At 68.3% G+C, this 17,002-nt stretch carries 17 protein-coding genes; 13 read left to right on the top strand and 4 right to left on the bottom strand.

Annotated features, from left to right (window positions below; translation table 11 throughout):
* Positions 1-54 precede the first annotated feature (54 nt).
* The 3 genes from LWH48_RS09595 to LWH48_RS09585 all read left to right on the top strand — a co-directional run bounded on the left by LWH48_RS09595 (position 55) and on the right by LWH48_RS09585 (position 2,994).
* Positions 55-1,545 carry a SulP family inorganic anion transporter gene (locus LWH48_RS09595; RefSeq protein WP_232912368.1) on the top strand — a complete coding sequence of 497 codons (1,491 nt, stop codon included), beginning with the start codon at positions 55-57 and terminating at the stop codon, positions 1,543-1,545.
* Positions 1,546-1,608: 63 nt separating this feature from the next.
* A complete protein-coding gene (locus LWH48_RS09590) occupies positions 1,609-2,463 on the top strand; it encodes a universal stress protein (protein ID WP_232912367.1) in 855 nt (284 codons plus the stop codon).
* Between the two features lie 156 nt (positions 2,464-2,619).
* On the top strand, positions 2,620-2,994 hold the full coding sequence (locus LWH48_RS09585) for a RidA family protein (protein ID WP_232912366.1): 375 nt from the start codon (positions 2,620-2,622) through the stop codon (positions 2,992-2,994).
* Positions 2,995-3,122: 128 nt separating this feature from the next.
* Here the strand turns inward: LWH48_RS09585 and LWH48_RS09580 are convergent, their stop codons facing one another.
* A complete protein-coding gene (locus LWH48_RS09580; protein WP_232912365.1) occupies positions 3,123-3,983 on the bottom strand; it encodes a MurR/RpiR family transcriptional regulator in 861 nt (286 codons plus the stop codon).
* A 228-nt stretch (positions 3,984-4,211) separates the two neighbouring features.
* Here LWH48_RS09580 and zwf point away from each other — a divergent pair, with 228 nt between their 5' ends.
* From zwf to LWH48_RS09565, 3 genes are all read left to right on the top strand, one after another.
* The gene (zwf, locus tag LWH48_RS09575) at positions 4,212-5,705 is read left to right on the top strand and encodes a glucose-6-phosphate dehydrogenase (RefSeq protein ID WP_232912364.1); all 1,494 of its coding nucleotides are present in this window, start codon (positions 4,212-4,214) and stop codon (positions 5,703-5,705) included.
* Positions 5,706-5,819: 114 nt separating this feature from the next.
* Complete coding sequence (pgl, locus tag LWH48_RS09570; protein ID WP_232912363.1) at positions 5,820-6,488, top strand: 6-phosphogluconolactonase; 669 nt, start codon at positions 5,820-5,822, stop codon at positions 6,486-6,488.
* Positions 6,489-6,506: 18 nt separating this feature from the next.
* Positions 6,507-7,169 carry a bifunctional 4-hydroxy-2-oxoglutarate aldolase/2-dehydro-3-deoxy-phosphogluconate aldolase gene (locus LWH48_RS09565; protein ID WP_232912362.1) on the top strand — a complete coding sequence of 221 codons (663 nt, stop codon included), beginning with the start codon at positions 6,507-6,509 and terminating at the stop codon, positions 7,167-7,169.
* A gap of 85 nt (positions 7,170-7,254) precedes the next feature.
* On the opposite strand, the gene LWH48_RS09560 is transcribed toward LWH48_RS09565, so the two are convergent.
* The 3 genes from LWH48_RS09560 to LWH48_RS09550 form a co-directional block, all read right to left on the bottom strand.
* Positions 7,255-8,166 carry a D-hexose-6-phosphate mutarotase gene (locus tag LWH48_RS09560; RefSeq protein ID WP_232912361.1) on the bottom strand — a complete coding sequence of 304 codons (912 nt, stop codon included), beginning with the start codon at positions 8,164-8,166 and terminating at the stop codon, positions 7,255-7,257.
* A 78-nt stretch (positions 8,167-8,244) separates the two neighbouring features.
* On the bottom strand, positions 8,245-10,122 hold the full coding sequence (gene edd / locus LWH48_RS09555; RefSeq protein WP_232912360.1) for a phosphogluconate dehydratase: 1,878 nt from the start codon (positions 10,120-10,122) through the stop codon (positions 8,245-8,247).
* Between the two features lie 24 nt (positions 10,123-10,146).
* On the bottom strand, positions 10,147-11,544 hold the full coding sequence (locus LWH48_RS09550) for a coniferyl aldehyde dehydrogenase (protein WP_232912359.1): 1,398 nt from the start codon (positions 11,542-11,544) through the stop codon (positions 10,147-10,149).
* Between the two features lie 111 nt (positions 11,545-11,655).
* On the opposite strand from LWH48_RS09550, the gene LWH48_RS09545 reads away from it, so the two are divergent.
* Genes LWH48_RS09545 through LWH48_RS09515 form a run of 7 tightly spaced genes read left to right on the top strand, consistent with a single transcriptional unit; the run spans position 11,656 to position 16,968 of the window.
* Complete coding sequence (locus LWH48_RS09545) at positions 11,656-12,819, top strand: GNAT family N-acetyltransferase (RefSeq protein WP_232912358.1); 1,164 nt, start codon at positions 11,656-11,658, stop codon at positions 12,817-12,819.
* Between the two features lie 46 nt (positions 12,820-12,865).
* On the top strand, positions 12,866-13,201 hold the full coding sequence (gene ftsB / locus LWH48_RS09540; RefSeq protein ID WP_232912357.1) for a cell division protein FtsB: 336 nt from the start codon (positions 12,866-12,868) through the stop codon (positions 13,199-13,201).
* Positions 13,198-13,932, top strand: coding sequence for a 2-C-methyl-D-erythritol 4-phosphate cytidylyltransferase (gene ispD / locus LWH48_RS09535; protein ID WP_232912356.1), 735 nt, complete (start codon positions 13,198-13,200; stop codon positions 13,930-13,932). Before ftsB ends, ispD begins: the two co-directional genes overlap by 4 nt.
* Complete coding sequence (gene ispF, locus LWH48_RS09530) at positions 13,932-14,459, top strand: 2-C-methyl-D-erythritol 2,4-cyclodiphosphate synthase (protein ID WP_269816165.1); 528 nt, start codon at positions 13,932-13,934, stop codon at positions 14,457-14,459. Before ispD ends, ispF begins: the two co-directional genes overlap by 1 nt.
* A complete protein-coding gene (gene truD / locus LWH48_RS09525; protein WP_232912354.1) occupies positions 14,452-15,528 on the top strand; it encodes a tRNA pseudouridine(13) synthase TruD in 1,077 nt (358 codons plus the stop codon). The genes ispF and truD overlap by 8 nt, the downstream gene beginning before the upstream one ends.
* Positions 15,529-15,554: 26 nt before the next feature.
* A complete protein-coding gene (gene surE, locus LWH48_RS09520) occupies positions 15,555-16,301 on the top strand; it encodes a 5'/3'-nucleotidase SurE (protein ID WP_232912353.1) in 747 nt (248 codons plus the stop codon).
* The gene (locus LWH48_RS09515; protein ID WP_232912352.1) at positions 16,288-16,968 is read left to right on the top strand and encodes a protein-L-isoaspartate(D-aspartate) O-methyltransferase; all 681 of its coding nucleotides are present in this window, start codon (positions 16,288-16,290) and stop codon (positions 16,966-16,968) included. The genes surE and LWH48_RS09515 overlap by 14 nt, the downstream gene beginning before the upstream one ends.
* Positions 16,969-17,002 lie beyond the last annotated feature (34 nt).

Here is a 17,002-nt window from a genome sequence, read left to right as displayed (position 1 = left end):
ACGACAGGATTTCGACGCCTCACGGCCCATCCATTCCCCTGACTGGACCGCAGCATGTACGAAAAGATGAAACTGAGTTGGTTCTCCAACCTCAAGGGCGACACCCTGGCGGGTATCGTCGTCGCCCTGGCGCTGATACCCGAGGCCATCGCCTTCTCCATCATCGCCGGTGTCGATCCCAAGGTGGGGCTCTACGCCTCCTTCTCCATGGCAGTGATCATCGCCTTCGCCGGTGGTCGACCGGGCATGATCTCGGCGGCCACCGGTGCCATGGCGCTGCTGATGGTGACCCTGGTCAAGGAGCACGGCCTGGAGTACCTGCTGGCGGCCACCCTGCTTACCGGGGTGCTGCAGATTGTTGCGGGGTACCTGAAACTGGCCGACCTGATGCGCTTCGTGTCGCGTTCGGTGGTCACCGGCTTCGTCAACGCCCTGGCGATCCTGATCTTCATGGCCCAGCTGCCGGAATTGACCGGGGTGACCTGGCACGTCTACGCCATGACCCTGGCCGGCCTGGCGATCATCTATGGCTTCCCCTACCTCCCTGTGGTCGGCAAGTCGCTGCCTTCGCCGCTGGTCTGCATCCTGGTACTCACTGCCGTCTACCTGCTGACCGGCATGGAGATTCGCAGCGTCGGTGATATGGGCGAGCTGCCGGACAGCCTGCCGGTGTTCCTGTGGCCCGAGGTGCCGCTCAACCTCGAGACGCTGATGATCATCCTGCCCTACTCGGTGATGCTGGCCGTGGTGGGTCTGCTGGAGTCGATGATGACCGCAACCATCGTTGATGACCTGACTGACACCCAGAGCGACAAGAACCGCGAGTGCAAGGGGCAGGGCCTTGCCAACATGGGTACAGGGTTGCTTGGTGGCATGGCGGGCTGCGCGATGATTGGTCAGTCGGTAATCAACATCAAGTCGGGAGGCCGGACCCGGTTTTCCACCCTCGTTGCCGGCGTGGCGCTGCTGCTGATGGTGGTGTTCCTCTCCGACTGGGTCTCGCAGATTCCCATGGCGGCGCTGGTAGCGGTGATGATCATGGTCTCCATCGGCACCTTCAGCTGGGAGTCGATCCGTGACCTCAAGAAGCACCCGATGAGCACCAACGTGGTCATGCTGGCCACCGTGGCCGTGACCGTGGGCACTCACAACCTGGCCATCGGCGTCTTCGTGGGCGTGCTGCTCGCCGCCATGAACTTCGCCAACAAGGTGGGCAACATCCTCTACATCGGCAGCGAGGAGGCCGACGACGGTGAGGCGCGCGTCTACACGGTGGTGGGCCAGGTGTTCTTCGCCTCCTCAGAGCGCTTCGGCAAGGCCTTCGACTTCAAGGAGACGGTGGAGAAGGTCACCATCGACCTGTCACGCGCCCATTTCTGGGACATCACCGCCGTCCAGGCACTGGATCGAATCGTGATCAAGTTCCGTCGCGAAGGCACCGAGGTGGAGCTGATCGGTCTCAACGAGGCGAGCGCCACCATCGTCGACCGCTATGCGGTGCATGACGATCCCGAGGCCGTCGAGAAGCTGATGGGCGGGCATTGACGCCCGTCTCGATGCAGGGGAACGTGACACCATGACCCAATACGCCAGTATCAGGACAAGACAATGACCGAACAGGTAATGGCCGCCATCGACGGCTCGAAGTTCTCGGAAGGAGTGTGCGACTACGCCGCCTGGGCCAGCCTGGCGCTGGGTGCCCCGCTGACCTTCCTGCACGTGAACGACAACCACCCCCAGACCGCCGAGACCGACCTCTCGGGCAACATCGGCCTGGGCTCCCGGGAGCACCTGCTCGAGGAGCTCTCCCAGCTGGAGGAGAGGCGTGCCAAGGTGGCCCAGGAGCAGGGCCGGTTGATGCTCAAGGCGGCCCGGGAGCGGGCGGTCGAGAAAGGGGCAAGCGAAGCCGCCGGCCGTCAGCGCAACGGTACCCTGGTCGAGACCCTGGAGGAGCTGCAGGAGGAGATCCGCCTGCTGGTGGTAGGCAAGCGAGGCGAGACCGCCCACCAGGACAGTGGCCACTTGGGCTCCAACCTGGAGCGGGTGGTGCGCAGCCTGCACCGCCCGATCCTGATGGTGCCCCACGCCTTCAAGGAGCCCGAGAAGGTGATGCTGGCCTTCGACGGCAGCAAGACCACCCGCAAGGGGGTGGAGATGCTGGCGAAGAGTCCGCTGTTCGAGGGCGTGCCGGTGCATGTGGTGATCGTTGGTGCCGAGACCGGCGACAATCGCTCGCAGCTCGACTGGGCACTCAAGACCCTGCGCGACGCCGGTCATGACGCCGAGGGCGCCATCCGCGCCGGCGAGGTCGAGGCCACCCTGCGCGCCTACCAGGAGGAGCAGCAGATCGACCTGCTGGTGATGGGGGCCTACGGCCACTCGCGCATTCGCCACCTGCTGGTGGGCAGTACCACCACCGCCATGCTGCGCAAGGCCAAGGGACCGGTGCTGCTGCTGCGCTGATTCAGGTACGGCCACTTCCGCCACGACGCCCCGCTGCCGCCACGGCCCGGGGCGTCGTCGTTACTCGCATTCCCGGGGCGGGGAGTCGTATATCGACGCATCCCGGCGAAGCGGAGATAATCGCTGGCGTCTTCCATCCTTATCAGGAGAACGCCCATGACCATCAACCGCTACGACACCAAGGCACGCATGAGCCGCGCCGTGATTCACAACGGTATCGCCTACCTGTGCGGCCAGGTGGCCGGCCCCGAGGCACGAAACGGTGACATCACCGCCCAGACCGAGAGCATGTTGGCCCGCGTGGATGCCCTGCTCAAGGAGGTCGGTAGCGACCGCGAGAACCTGCTCACCGCCACCATCTACCTCAAGGACGGCCACGACGTCGCCGCCATGAATGCGGTATGGGACGACTGGGTGCCCACCGGTCATGCCCCGGCGCGTACCTGCGTGTGCGCTCCCATGCCCGCCGACGAGCTGAAGGTGGAGGTGACCGTTACCGCCGCCATCAGCGGCAAGGACTACAGCTTCTAGCTTCGCTGGGGGCCGGGCATGGCCCTCTGTCGGGCGCAGTCGACACCCCGCCCCGTCGGGTTCCGGCGGGGCGGGTGGTGCTAGGGCAGCGGTTTGCAGGAGGGGCGGAAGGGACGAGAACCGCGGCGTCAGCCAGTGTTGCCGGGGTAGCGCGTTGGCCTGAGGCTCTCCTTGATCTTCTTGAGGTGGTCGAGGAAGTCCTCTCCGCGACGCAGCGTCACCCCGGTGGCCAGTACGTCGATCAATGCCAGCTGGATCATCCGCGAGGTCATGGGCATGTAGTAGTCGGTGTCCTCGGGGGTAGCGACCTCCAGGGTCTCGCTGCACTCCCTGGCCAGCGGGGAGTCCGGCGCGGTGATGCCCAGCACCACGGCGCCACTCTCCCGGGCGAGCCTGGCGATATCCACCAACTCGCGAGTGCGCCCGGTCCAGGAGATCACCACCACCACGTCGCCGGTATGGCAGGTGGAGGCCACCATGCGCTGCATCAACACGTCGACGTAGGCGGTTACCGGCAGGTTGAAGCGGAAGAACTTGTGCTGGGCGTCCTGGGCCACGGCGCCCGAGGCGCCCAGCCCGAAGAAGTGGATCTGCTTGGCCTGGATCAGGAAGTCCACCACGCGCTCGATACGCGCGGCGTCGGTCTGGCGTCGCGCGGTGTCCAGGGCGGCAATGGTGGCGCCGAAGATCTTCTGGGTATAGTCGGCGGCAGTGTCGTCGGGCTCCACCGCCTGGCTGACATAGGGCGTGCCCCTGGCCAGGCTCTGGGCCAGCTTGATCTTGAAATCCGGAAAGCCCTTGGCGTCGAAGCTGCGACAGAAGCGGTTGACGGTTGGCTCGCTGACCGACGAGGCTTGGGCCAGGGTGGCGATGCTCATGCCGGTAGCGGCGGCGGGGTCGGCCAGGATCACGTCGGCGACCTTGCGTTCGGAGCGATTGAGTTGCTCGAGGCGCTGACGGATGCGGTCGATCAGATCGTGACGGGCCATGTGGGGGAGCGCTCTCCGTGCTGGGGCGGCGTGTCGCCGCGAGGTGGTACCTTGATCGGTAATGTGGTGATTTAACTACATGACGCCGTCTATCCTAGCTTGTGACGGCGCGCGGCGGCCACAGGGTGTGCCACGGCATCTCAATATTATGTAAGTTTACAGTTATTGCTTGAAAAGACTTCTGGGCTATGGATAGTTTTTTAGTAAGTTAACGCAAGGGAGACGGAGATGCGCCAACGTAACCGAAGCGGCCAGGCAGGCAGCACGGAGGTCGATCTGGTGCTGTTCGGCGCCCTCGGCGACCTGGCCCAGCGCAAGCTTTTCCCGGCGCTCTATCACCTGGAGCGCGAGGGGCTGCTGGATCCCGCCACCCGCCTGCTCGGCCTGGCCCGCCAGGGGCACGACCTGGACGGCTTTCGCTGCCGAGTGGAGAAGTCGCTCGAGGCCCGCGTCAAGTCCCAGGAACTCGACCGTGAGACGCTGGCTCGCTTCCTGGCCCGCCTCGACTTTCTCCCACTCGACTTCACCTGTCCCGAAGGCTACGGCGCCATCTGCGAATGGCGCCGACACGCCAGTCGACCCATGGTGGTCTATCTATCGGTGGCGGCCAGGATCTACGGCGACATCTGTCGCCATCTCGACACCTCTGGCTGCCTCGACGACACATCGCGGGTGGTGGTGGAGAAGCCGATCGGCTATGACCTCGCCTCCTCGGCCGAGATCAACGACGCCATCGCCGCCGCCTTCCCCGAATCGCGCGTCTATCGCATCGACCACTACCTGGGCAAGGAGACGGTGCAGAACCTGATCGCACTGCGCTTCGCCAACCCGCTGTTCGGTACCCAGTGGAACCAGAACCATATCTCCCACGTGGAGATCACCGTGGCCGAGGAGGTGGGGATCGAGGGGCGCTGGAGCTACTTCGATGACGCCGGGCAGCTGCGCGACATGGTGCAGAACCACCTCCTGCAGCTGGTCTGCCTGATCGCCATGGACCCGCCCGCCAACCTCGACGCCGACGCCATCCGCGATGAGAAGGTCAAGGTACTCAAGGCGCTCAAGCCATTTACCGACGATATGCTGGGGCGCGACGTGGTGCGCGGTCAGTACACCGCCGGCTCCATCGATGGCAAGGCGGTGCCGGGCTATCTGGAGGAGGAGGGCGCCAACACCGAGAGTCACACCGAGTCCTTCGTGGCCATGAAGACCGGCGTGGCCAACTGGCGCTGGGCCGGGGTGCCCTTCTACCTGCGCACCGGCAAGCGCATGCCGGAGAAGCTCTCGCAGATCGTCATCCACTTCCGCCAGCAGCCTCACTACATCTTCGACCCCGACCAGCGCGACCTGGCCGCCAACAAGCTGGTGATCCGCCTGCAGCCGGAGGAGGGCATCGCGCTGGAGGTACTGACCAAGGACAGCGGCCTGGACAAGGGCATGCGCCTGCGCCGGGGCCCGCTGCACCTGGACTTCAACAGCGCCTTCCCCAAGACCCGCATTCCCGACGCCTACGAGCGCCTGCTGCTCGAGGTGATGAAGGGGCAGCAGTACCTCTTCGTGCGCCGCGACGAGGTGGAGCACGCCTGGCAGTGGTGCGATAACCTGATCGCCGCCTGGGAGGAGCATGACGAGCCGCCGCGGCGCTATCCCGCCGGCTCCTGGGGGCCAGTCGCCTCCATCGCCATGATCACCCAGGACGGACGAAGCTGGTATGAGGATTACTAGAGAGCGTCAGGAGCGCCGCGACGAGGCCGGAAACGGCAAGGGGCTGGCTTCGTCGGGAGCTGTAGGAGCGCGATTTGTCGCGCGATTCTGGAAGGCCTCCCGGGAGGAAACCATATGAGCGAGCTGTGTCGAACGCGCCTGGCCACCCAGCTGGCCGAGGCGGTGGCCGCGGCGCTGCGTGCCGACCTGGCCAGCCACGAGCGAGCCCTGCTGGTGGTATCCGGGGGCGCGACGCCGGTGCCCTTCTTCCAGGCCCTGGCCAGCTGTGAGCTGCCCTGGGCACGAATTCAGGTGACGCTCGCCGACGAGCGCTGGGTGGCGGCGGACGCCGCGGACAGCAACGCCCGCCTGGTGCGCGAGCATCTGCTCCAGGGCCCCGCTGCCGCCGCCACCTTCGTGCCGCTGACCACGGCCGACCCCACTCCCGAGCAGGGGGCGGCCGCCGTGGCCGAGCGCCTCGAGCCCCTGGCCTGGCCGGCCAGCGCCGTGATCCTCGGCATGGGCGGCGACGGCCACACCGCCTCGCTGTTCCCCGACAGCCGCGAGCTCGCCCTGGCGCTGACCACCGAGGCCGCGGCGGTGGCGGTACGCACGCCGAGCCAGCCCCAACCACGTATTACCCTCTCCGCCGACCGCCTGCACCAGGCGCGGCGGCACTTCCTGCATATCACCGGCGGCGACAAGCGCGCCGTGCTGGCCCAGGCGCTGGCGGGCGACGACGTTCGCGAGTTGCCGATCCGCGCCTTTCTCGCCTGTCCGCTGGCCACCTACTGGGCCCCCTGATCTCACGGAGAGATATCAATGACCATCGACAAGCAGCTGCCCTCGACCCGCACCACCGAACTGGACAGCATCTGCCTCAAGGCCGAGGTGATTCCGGTGCTGACCATCCAGCGCCTCGAGGATGCCGTGCCCCTGGCCCGTGCCCTCGTCGAGGGCGGCCTGACCGTGCTGGAGGTCACCCTGCGCACCGATTGTGCCCTGGAGGCGATTCAGCGCATCAAGGAGGCGCTGCCCCAGGCCAGCATCGGCGTGGGCACGGTGCTCACCCCGGCCCAGTATCGCCAGGCAGAGGAGGTGGGTGCCGACTTCGTGGTGACGCCCGGCACCACCGAGGCGCTCTATCGCTACGGCGTAAGCAGCCCGGTACCGATGCTGCCCGGCGTGTCCACCGTCTCCGAGCTGATGGCCGGTTGGCAGTACGGCTACCGCCGCTTCAAGTTCTTTCCCGCCGAGGCCAGCGGCGGCGTCAAGGCGCTCAAGGCCTTCGCCGGCCCGCTGTCCGAGGCGCGCTTCTGTCCCACCGGCGGCATCACCCTGGAGAACGCCGAGGACTACCTGGCGCTCAAGAATGTGATGTGCGTGGCTGGCTCCTGGCTGACCCCGGCATCGCTGGTCGAGGCAGAGGACTGGCATGGCATCCACCAGCTGGCCCGTGAGGTGGCCCAGCGCTACCACCACTAGGGGCGAGGCACCGAGGGCCCCGAGCCATCGGCTCTGTGTCGAGCCGCAAGTGAACTGACCCCCAATAGTTGGCCGGACAGTCGCCTTACTCCCGCGACAGCGTGGTACCCAGCAGGTGCTGGGCACCGGGCACCAGCCATACCGGGTCGAGACGGGTGTTGGCGGCTTCCACGCAGAGAAAGCTGCGGGCGACCTCGCCGGGGGTGTCCGCGGGGAGGGTCTCGCCGGGGTGCCAGACCACCGCGGAGTCGCTGCCCTGGCGCGCGATCCGCAGGCGGCGCTCACCATCGTCCAGCACTAGCTCGGCATTGCTGTGGTAGATCCGGTCGATGCCGCCGCGCACCCCCAGCTCGCCCTGCTGTTCGCCCTCGGCGAAACCGGCCAGCTTGTCCTGGTAGCGTGCGCCGGGGAGCCCTTCCAGGCGGCAGGCGAAGGTATCGGCCACCGCCAGGTAGGTGTGCAGGGCGCCGCTCATCTTCACCGGGGTCTCGCCGGTGTGTTCGGTGATCAGTTCCACGTGCAGGCGGTTGGCATTGGCCTGAACCACCAGACGGGGGGCGAGCTGTTGATGCAGGCGCTGCTCGGGGGATAGATGCAGCTCCACGCCTTCCTCGTGCTCATCCACGGCGTCCAGGCGCCACTGGGCCTGGCGCGCGGTGCCGTGGAAGGGGCCGCTGTGGTCCTCCGACTCATCGGCATAGCGGTCATCGGCAAACCACGGCCAGCACAGCGGGATGCCGCCGCGGATCGTGCCGGGCAGCGTCTGGGGCGTGGGCGTCACCCACAGCCAGCCGTGGCTGTCATCGCCTGCTGGGCGAGAGCCCTCAGCGGTCGCGGGGTCGGGCGACGGAAGAAAGTGAAGGAGCTGACCTCCCTGCAGCGAAAGGGCGAGCTCACCCCAGGCCTCGTTGGCCAGCCAGACCTCACGGCCGGCCCATTCGGCGCGGCGCTGGCCGGTGGTCTCGTCGAGCAGGGTTCTGAGCGAAGCGGGGATCATGGGGCCTCCGGGTTGTGATGGCGACATCGTCGTGGCGGAAAAGCAATCGCGCAGCCTAGCACGACGGCGTGGCTTATCTCAGGCATCTTCTGCATGGATCTGCCCGGCCTGGCGGGCCAGGTCGTCGGCCTCGAAGCCGCCGAATACCGAGGCGCCCAGGTCGGCGGCGCTGGCCAGGTGGCGGAAGCCGCTGAACAGCTCGCGGCCCAGGCCCACGTGGTGATGATCCAGCTCGGCGATGCGCTTCTCGCGGTCGGCCCAGGTGTGGGCATCCACCTTCGTCTCAAGGGTGCCGGCGTTGGCGTCGAGGCGCACGATATCGCCATCCTTGAGCTTTGCCAGCGGGCCTCCGTCCAGTGCCTCGGGGCTGATATGGATGGCCGCCGGTACCTTGCCGGAGGCGCCGGACATGCGCCCGTCGGTGACCAGCGCCACCTTGTGGCCGCGGTCCTGGAGCACGCCGAGGTAGGGTGTCAGCTTGTGCAGCTCCGGCATGCCGTTGGCCTTGGGGCCCTGGAAGCGCACCACGGCGATCACGTCGCGGTCCAGGTCGCCAGCCTCGAAGGCCGCCTTGAGCTCGTTCTGATCCTCGAAGATCTTGACCGGGGCCTCCACCACGCGGTGTTCCTCGGCCACCGCCGAGATCTTGATCACCCCGCGGCCCAGGTTGCCGTCCACCACGGTGAGCCCGCCGGTAGGAGCGAAGGGCGCGGCCACGCCGCGTAGCACCTCCTCGTCCAGGCTCTTCTCGGGTCCCTCGCGCCAGATGAGTTTGCCCTCCTCGAGGAAGGGCTCCCGGGTGTAGGCGGTGAGGTCGGTGCCAAATACCGTGGGGATGTCGCCGTGGATCAGCCCCGCGGCGAGCAGCTCGCGGAACAGGAAGCTCATGCCGCCGGCGGCCTGGAAGTGATTGATGTCGGCCTGGCCGTTGGGATAGACCTGCATCAGGCTCGGCGTCACCGCGGAGAGGTCGGTGAAGTCCTGCCAGGTGATGGTGATGCCCGCGGCGGCGGCCATGGCCACCAGGTGCAGGGTGTGGTTGGTGGAGCCGCCGGAGGCGAGCAAGCCGACGATGGCGTTGACGATGGCGCGCTCGTCGATCTGCTTGTAGAAGGGGCGGTAGTCGCCGCCGGGCTCGCTGTTGCGGACCGCCTGTTCGGTGGCGAAGCGGGTCAGTGCCTCGCGCATCTCGGTGCCCGGGTTGACGAAGGAGGTGCCCGGCAGGTGCAGGCCCATCATCTCCATCATCAGCTGGTTGGAGTTGGCGGTGCCGTAGAAGGTGCAGGTCCCCGGGCTGTGGTAGGACTGCGACTCCGCCTCGAGCAGCTCCTCGCGGCTTGCCTTGCCCTCGGCGAAGAGCTGGCGGATGCGCGCCTTCTCCTTGTTGGGCAGCCCGCTGGGCATGGGGCCCGCCGGCACGAACATCGCCGGCAGGTGGCCGAAGCGCGCCGCGGCGATGAACAGTCCCGGCACGATCTTGTCGCACACGCCCAGGTAGAGTGCGGCGTCGAACATGTTGTGGGAGAGGCCCACGGCGGCGGCCATGGCGATGACATCGCGGGAGAACAGCGACAGCTCCATGCCCGGTTGGCCCTGGGTGACGCCGTCACACATCGCCGGCACGCCCCCGGCGAACTGGGCGGTGGAGCCCATGGTGCGGGCGGCGGCCTTGATGGTCTCCGGGAAGGTCGCAAGCGGCTGGTGGGCCGAGAGCATGTCGTTGTAGGCCGAGATGATGCCGAGGTTGGCGCTGTTCATCAGCTTCAGCGCGTTCTTGTCCTCTCCCCCGCAGGCGGCGAAGCCGTGGGCCAGGTTGCCGCAGGAGAGCTCGCCCCGGTGTACGCCGCGGCGGTGCTGGTCGGCCATGCGGGCCTCGTAGAGGGTGCGGCGCTCGGCGGAGCGCTCGCGGATGCGACGGGTGATGTCGGCGACGGTGGGATCGAGCGAGGGCAGCATGTCGAGCTCCATTGGGTTGGTGCGCTAGAGGCCCAGCAGCCTGAGCAGCCAGCGCCGATAGGGAGGATTGAGCCAGCCTACCGGGCTGCGTGGTGACTGGAGGAAGACGGCGCGGGCATGGCTGAATCGCCGAAAGCCCGCCTCGCCCTGGTAGCTGCCGATACCGCTCTCGCCTACGCCGCCGAAGGGCAGGGCGGGTACGGCGTTGTGCCACAGGGTGTCATTGAACACCACGCCGCCGGAGTGGGTCTCCTCGAGCAGCCGGCGGCGCAGGTCACTGTCGTCGGTAAAGGCATAGAGCGCCAGTGGGCGGGGGGCGCGCTGGACACGGGCAATGGCGTTATCCATATCAGGCACCCCGATCACCGACAGCCAGGGACCGAAGACCTCCTCACGCATGATGGCCAGGTTCTCGGTGGGGTCGACCACCAGGGTTGGCGGCAGCTTGACGCCGCCATCGGCCAGCTCGAGTCTCTCGCCGAGTTCGATCACCCGGCAGCCATGGTCCCGGGCCTCGTGAAGCATGCTTTCGAGTCGCGCGCGATGTTCGGCGCCCGGCACCGAACTGTAGTCGCGGCTGGCGGTGCCCTCGGGGTAGAAGCGTGACACCTGGCGCTGCATCGCCTTGAGGAACCCCTCCAGCTGAGGGGCCTCCACCAGCACGTAGTCGGGGGCGATGCAGGTGCGGCCGGCGTTGAGCCACTTGCCGAAGGCGATGCGCTCGGCAGCCTTCTCCAGATCGGCATCGCCGGCTATCAGGACCGGGGTCTTGCCGCCTAGTTCGAGGGTGATCGGTGTCAGGTTGGCCGCCGCGGCGCGCGCCACCTCGCGACCGATGGCGGCGCTGCCGGTGAACAGCAGGTGGTCGAAGGGCAGGGCGGCGAAGGCGCGGGCCACCTCTGCATCACCCTCCATGACGCAGAGCTCCTCCGGGGCGAAGTAGCGAGCCGCCAGGCGAGCCATCAGCGCCGAGGTGGCCGGGGTCTGCTCGCTGGGCTTGATCATCACCCGGTTGCCGGCGGCCAGGGCATCGATGGCGGGCAGCCAGGCGAGGCTCCAGGGATAGTTGGAGGGGGAGATGATGCCCACCACCCCCAGCGGCTGGGTGTGCACCCTGGCACGGGCCGGCTGCAGCCGCCAGCCGACCGGCTGACGGCTGGGTCGCATCCAGCGGCGCAGCCGGCGGCGGGCGAAGCCTGCGCCCTGGAGTATGGTGGCCACCTCGGCCAGGTGGGTCTCCACCTCGGCCCGCTGGCCGAAGTCGGTGCTGATGGCTTCGGCAATCTCGTCGCGGTGGCGGCGGGTCAGGGTGGCCAGCCGCGTCAGTCGATCACGACGGGTGGCAAGGCTCGGATAGGGCTCCGCAGTGAAGGCGCGGCGCTGGGCATCGAGCTGGACCTGGAGATCACGGGCATGACTCATGCTGGGATCCTGTTCACGGTGATGGAAGGTCGGTCGGGGTCTGGGCACAATGGTGGCGCCATCTCGCCGCCAGGGAAAGGTGCCAGGACGCCCCATGAATGGAGTGACCGCATGTCCATGCTGACGCGTCAGACTTTACCCGCCATGGAGGCGGTCTCCGCCACCGACTGGAATGCCCTGGTCGGTGATGACTATCCGTTCCTGCGCCACGAGTTCCTGCATGCCCTGGAGGCCAGCGGCTCGGTGGGGCCGGCTACCGGCTGGGTGCCGCGCCACCAGACCCTGTGGCAGGGCGAATCGCTGGTCGGCGTCATGCCGCTGTATCACAAGCACCACTCCTTCGGCGAATACGTCTTCGACTGGGCCTGGGCCGATGCCTGGGAGCGCGCCGGTGGACGTTACTATCCCAAGGCGCTGACGGCGATTCCCTACACGCCGGAGCCGGGCCCGCGCCTGGCCCTGGCGCCGGGGGTCGATCCGCGCGCGGCTCGCGAGGTGCTGGCCGACGCCTGGGAGATGGGCAACCTCTCGAGCTGGCACCTGCTGTTTGCCGAGGAGGACGAGGTGGCCGGGTGGCAGGCGGCTCGCCCGGAGCTGCTGGCGCGCCACGGGGTGCAGTTCCAGTGGCGCGATCGCGGCTATGGCGACTTCACGGGCTTCCTGGCTGCCATGAACTCCAAGCGCCGCAAGGCGATCCGCCGCGAACGACGAATCGTTGCCGACCAGGGACTCACCCTGCACCGCCTTGAGGGCGAGGCGATCGACGCCGTGGCCCTCGAGCACTTCTATCGCTGCTACGAGATCACCTATCTGGAGCGCGGACGCCACGGCTACCTGAACCTCGAGTTCTTCCGGCGCCTGCGCGCCAGCCTGCCGGAAGCGCTCTTGCTGGTGCAGGCGCGCCTCGATGGCAAGCCGGTGGCGGCGGCACTCTGCCTGCAGGGCACGCGTACCCTCTACGGGCGCTACTGGGGCAGCGAGGTGGTCGCCGATTGCCTGCACTTCGAGGCCTGCTACTACCAGGGCATCGAGCACTGCCTCGAACGCGGCCTCACCGCCTTCGACCCCGGGACCCAGGGCGAGCACAAGCTGACCCGCGGGTTCGAGCCGCGGCTGCTGACCTCGCTGCATCATATTGCCGACCCACGCCTGCGCGACGCCGTGGCGCGCTTCTGTGCCGAGGAGCGCGTCCAGGTGCGTGCCTACTGCCGGGCCGCCGAGCAGGCGCTGCCATTTCGCGACGAGGTGCCGATTGGTTCTGCCGGTAAGCGATGAAGATGGCATAATGCGCGGCATCGTAACGACGTAACGGGAAGGCACCATGCTCAAGGGGTTGGCGCTGGCGCTGACGGTGCTGGTGGCGCTGCTGCAGTATCGGCTGTGGCTCGGTCAGGGAGGCATCGAGGAACTGCGCGAGGTGCGCAAGCGGGTGGCGACACTCGAGGCGGCCAACCAGCCGCTGCGCGACCGCAACGCGCGCCTGGCCGCCGAGGTGCTCGATCTCAAGACCGGCCTCGACGCCATCGAGGAGCGTGCGCGCAGCGATATCGGCATGGTACGCACCGACGAGCAGTTCTTCTGGGTGCCCGACGTGACGGTGGAGTCCGCACCGGTGGTCAACCCGGTGCCCGCCGCACGCCTGGAGGCGAGCCGATGAGCGCGGCGCCCTGGCTGGTGGTGCCGGCGGCGGGGCAGGGTCGGCGCATGGGCGCCGATCGCCCCAAGCAGTACTTGCCGATTAATGGGCGCCCGGTGCTGGCCCATACGCTGGAACGGCTGCACGCCGCCCTGCCCGAGGCCAGGCTCTGCCTCTGCCTGGACCCCGATGACACCTGGTTCGACCCCGCCTGGGTGCCCTTCACCGACTGGCGCCGGGTGCCCGGGGGCACCGAGCGCGCGGACTCCGTGGCCAATGCCCTGGTCGCCATCGAGTCCGAGGCCGATGGCGACGACCTGGTGCTGGTCCACGATGTGGCACGCCCCTGCGTCAGCGTGGCGGACCTGCGACGGCTGCTGCGGGTGCTGGTCGATGACCCGGTGGGCGGGCTGCTGGCCGCGCCGGTGGCCGATACCATGAAGCGCGACGACGGCGCCGGCCGGGTCGCCCTTACCGAGCCCCGCGCGGGTCTGTGGCACGCCTTTACGCCCCAGGGCTTCCGCTATGGCGTGCTGGCCCGGGCGCTGCGCGATGCCGCCGCGGCGGGCGTGACGGTCACTGACGAGGCCTCGGCGGTGGAGGCCCTGGGCCACTCCCCGCGGCTGGTGCCCGGGCGCCGCGACAACCTCAAGATCACCCATCCCGAGGACCTGGCCCTGGCCGGCATGATCCTGGCCGCCCAGGCCTCGGAGCAGAACGAGACGGCGCCGAGCGGCGTCGCGGAGAGATGATGCGAATCGGCCATGGCTTCGACGTCCACCGCTTCGGCGCGGGCGACCACCTGATGATCGGCGGCGTCGCCGTGCCCTTCGAGCGCGGCTTCGTCGCCCACTCCGACGGCGATGTGCTGCTGCATGCCATCAGCGATGCCCTGCTCGGCGCCTGCGCGCTGGGCGATATCGGTCGCCACTTCCCGGATACCGACCCGGCCTGGAAGGGCGCCGACAGCCGCGACCTGCTGCGCCGCGTGGTGGCCCTGGTGGGCGAGGCCGGCTACCGGGTCGGCAACCTCGACGCCACCCTGATGGCCCAGGCACCCAAGATGGCGCCTCACGTCGAGGCCATGGCGGCCAATATCGCCGCCGACCTCGGCGTCGAGCTCGGCGCCGTCAACGTCAAGGCGACCACCACCGAGCGCCTGGGCTTTACCGGCCGTGGCGAAGGCATTGCCGCCGAGGCGGTAGTGCTGCTGTTGCCGGTTTCGGGACCGGTTTCGGGGCCAGTTTCGAAAGAGACGAGCGAGCGCGCCGGTGAGTGATGCCGCCACACAACTCCGTGTCGATGCCATCGACTGGCCACCTTCCTGGCCGCGGGTACTCGACGCCGAGCTTGGCCCGCCGGTCAGCGGGGACTACCGGGCGCGCCCCGAGGATTTCATGGTCGAGGAGGTGCTCGATTTCGCCCCCGAGGGTGAGGGCGAACACCTCTGGCTCTACATCGAGAAGCGCGACCTGACCACCGCCATGGTGGTGAAGGAGCTGGCACGGCTATGCGAGGTATCGCCGCGGGTGGTGGGCTACTCGGGCATGAAGGACCGTGTCGCCGTGACCCGCCAGTGGCTCTCTGTGCAACTGCCGGGTCGCGAGGCGCCGGAAGGCCTGGCTGAATCACTTGCCGAGCGTGGCGTGCAGGTGCTGGAGATGGCCCGCCACCCGCGCAAGCTCAAGCGCGGCGTGCACCGCGCCAACCGCTTCCGGCTGCGCCTGACCGGGCCGGCGGTGGATGACGAGGGCTTCGCGGCGCGCTGGGAGCGTCTGCTCGAGCGCGGGGTCGCCAACTATTTCGGTCCCCAGCGCTTCGGGCCGGATGGGCGCAACCTGCTGCGCGCTCGTTCGCTGCTGGCCCGCGGCTGGCGCAAGCGCGACGATCGCGATGGCATGCTGCTCTCGGCGGCACGCAGCTTCCTGTTCAACGAACTGCTCGCCGAGCGCATCCGCGAGGGCAGCTGGGATCGTCTGCTGTCGGGCGAGGTGGCGAACCTCGACGGCACGGCGAGCCAGTTCACCGTCGAGGCGCCGGACGCCGAACTCGAGGCCCGCGCGGCGCGCCTCGACCTGCACCCCAGCGGCGTGCTGTGGGGCACCGGCGGCTCGGTGGCGAATGGTGAGGCGCTGGCCCGCGAGGCACACCTGGCCAGTCGCTTCCCGGCGTTGTGCGCGGGCCTCGAGGCGGCCGGCGTACGGCTGGGGCGTCGCCCGCTGCGCCTGCGCCTGGTCGAGGCGAGCCTTACGCGGGGTGACGGCGAGCTATGGCTTGCCTTCGCGTTGCCACGCGGCGCCTTCGCCACCGCGGTACTCCGAGAACTGATCGCGCACCCGACCCTGTGACGGGTGCGCCTACGCGAGGATTCGAGATGCGTCGACTGCTGCTCTCCAATGACGACGGCGTGCATGCCCCCGGGCTGCGCGCCCTGCACGATGCCCTGGTCTCCCATGCCAAGCTGCGGGTGGTGGCACCGGATCGCGACAAGAGCGGGGCCAGCAACTCCCTGACCCTGACCCGCCCGCTGGCGCTGTCGGCGCTGGACAACGGCTTCTACAGCGTGGACGGCACGCCGGCGGATTGCGTCTACCTGGGCGTCAACGGTGTCTGGGACGAGAGGCCTGACCTGGTGATCTCCGGCATCAACCACGGCGGCAACCTGGGCGATGACGTGCTCTACTCCGGCACCGTGGCCGCCGCCATGGAGGGGCGCAACCTGGGCATGGCCGCCATCGCCATGTCGCTGGTGGGCCATCGCCACTTCGAGACCGCCGGCCGCGTCGCGGCGAGCCTGGTGGGCGCCGCCGAGCAGCTCTCGCTGCCGCCGCGCAGCCTGCTCAACGTCAATGTGCCCGACTTGCCCTGGGATGAGATCCAGGGCTTCAGAGTTACCCGCCTGGGCTATCGCGGCCCCGCGGCTCGGCCCCAGGAGGTGCGCGATCCCCGCGGCCGGGTGCGTTGGTGGATCGCCGCCGTGGGCGCGAACGCCGATGATGGCCCCGATACCGACTTTGCCGCCGTGGAGGCAGGCTTCGTTTCCATCACCCCGCTGCAGACCGATCTCACCCGGCATGCGGCCATCGCGGACGTAAAGGGCTGGCTGGATGCACTCACCTGAACGTCTCGCCGAGCTGGTGCGCGGGGTGGGTATGACCTCCCAGCGCACCCGCGACCGCATGCTGGAACGCCTGGCCGCCCAGGGCATCCGTGATCCCCGGGTGCTGGAGACCCTGGGGCGTGAGCCTCGCCACCTGTTCCTGGACGAGGCGCTGTCTCACCGCGCCTACGAGGACACCTCGCTGCCCATCGGCCATGGACAGACCCTCTCCCAGCCGTGGATGGTGGCGCGCATGACCGAACTGGTCCTGCAGGCGTCGCCGCAGCGCGTGCTGGAGATCGGTACCGGGTCCGGCTACCAGACGCTGATCCTCTCGCGACTGGTGCCGGAACTCTGGTCGATCGAGCGAATCAATGCCTTGCATCGTCGCGCCGCCGAACGACTGCGTCTGCTGGGCGCACACAATGCCCACCTGCGCCTGGCCGACGGCGGCCATGGCTGGGACGAGGCCGCCCCCTTCGATGTCATCCTGCTGACCGCCTGCGCCAGCGAGCTAACGGCGCCGCTGCTCTCCCAGCTCGCCGAGGGCGGCGTGCTGATCACCCCGCTGTCCGACGCCCGGGGCCGCCAGTGGCTGACCCGGATCCAGCGTCAGGACAACCAGTTCGAGAAGCGGCGGCTGGAGCCGGTGCGCTTCGTGCCGCTGCTCGAAGGCGTCATTCGTTGAAAGGAGTCCGCTGTTGAAGCGATACCTCGGCATC

Origin of the sequence: Halomonas sp. G15 (genome assembly GCF_021282295.1) — a bacterium.
Taxonomy (GTDB): Bacteria; Pseudomonadota; Gammaproteobacteria; order Pseudomonadales; family Halomonadaceae; genus Halomonas; species Halomonas alimentaria.
The sequence above is the reverse complement of the archived record's forward strand: the minus strand, read 5'-3'. Positions and strand labels throughout refer to the sequence as shown.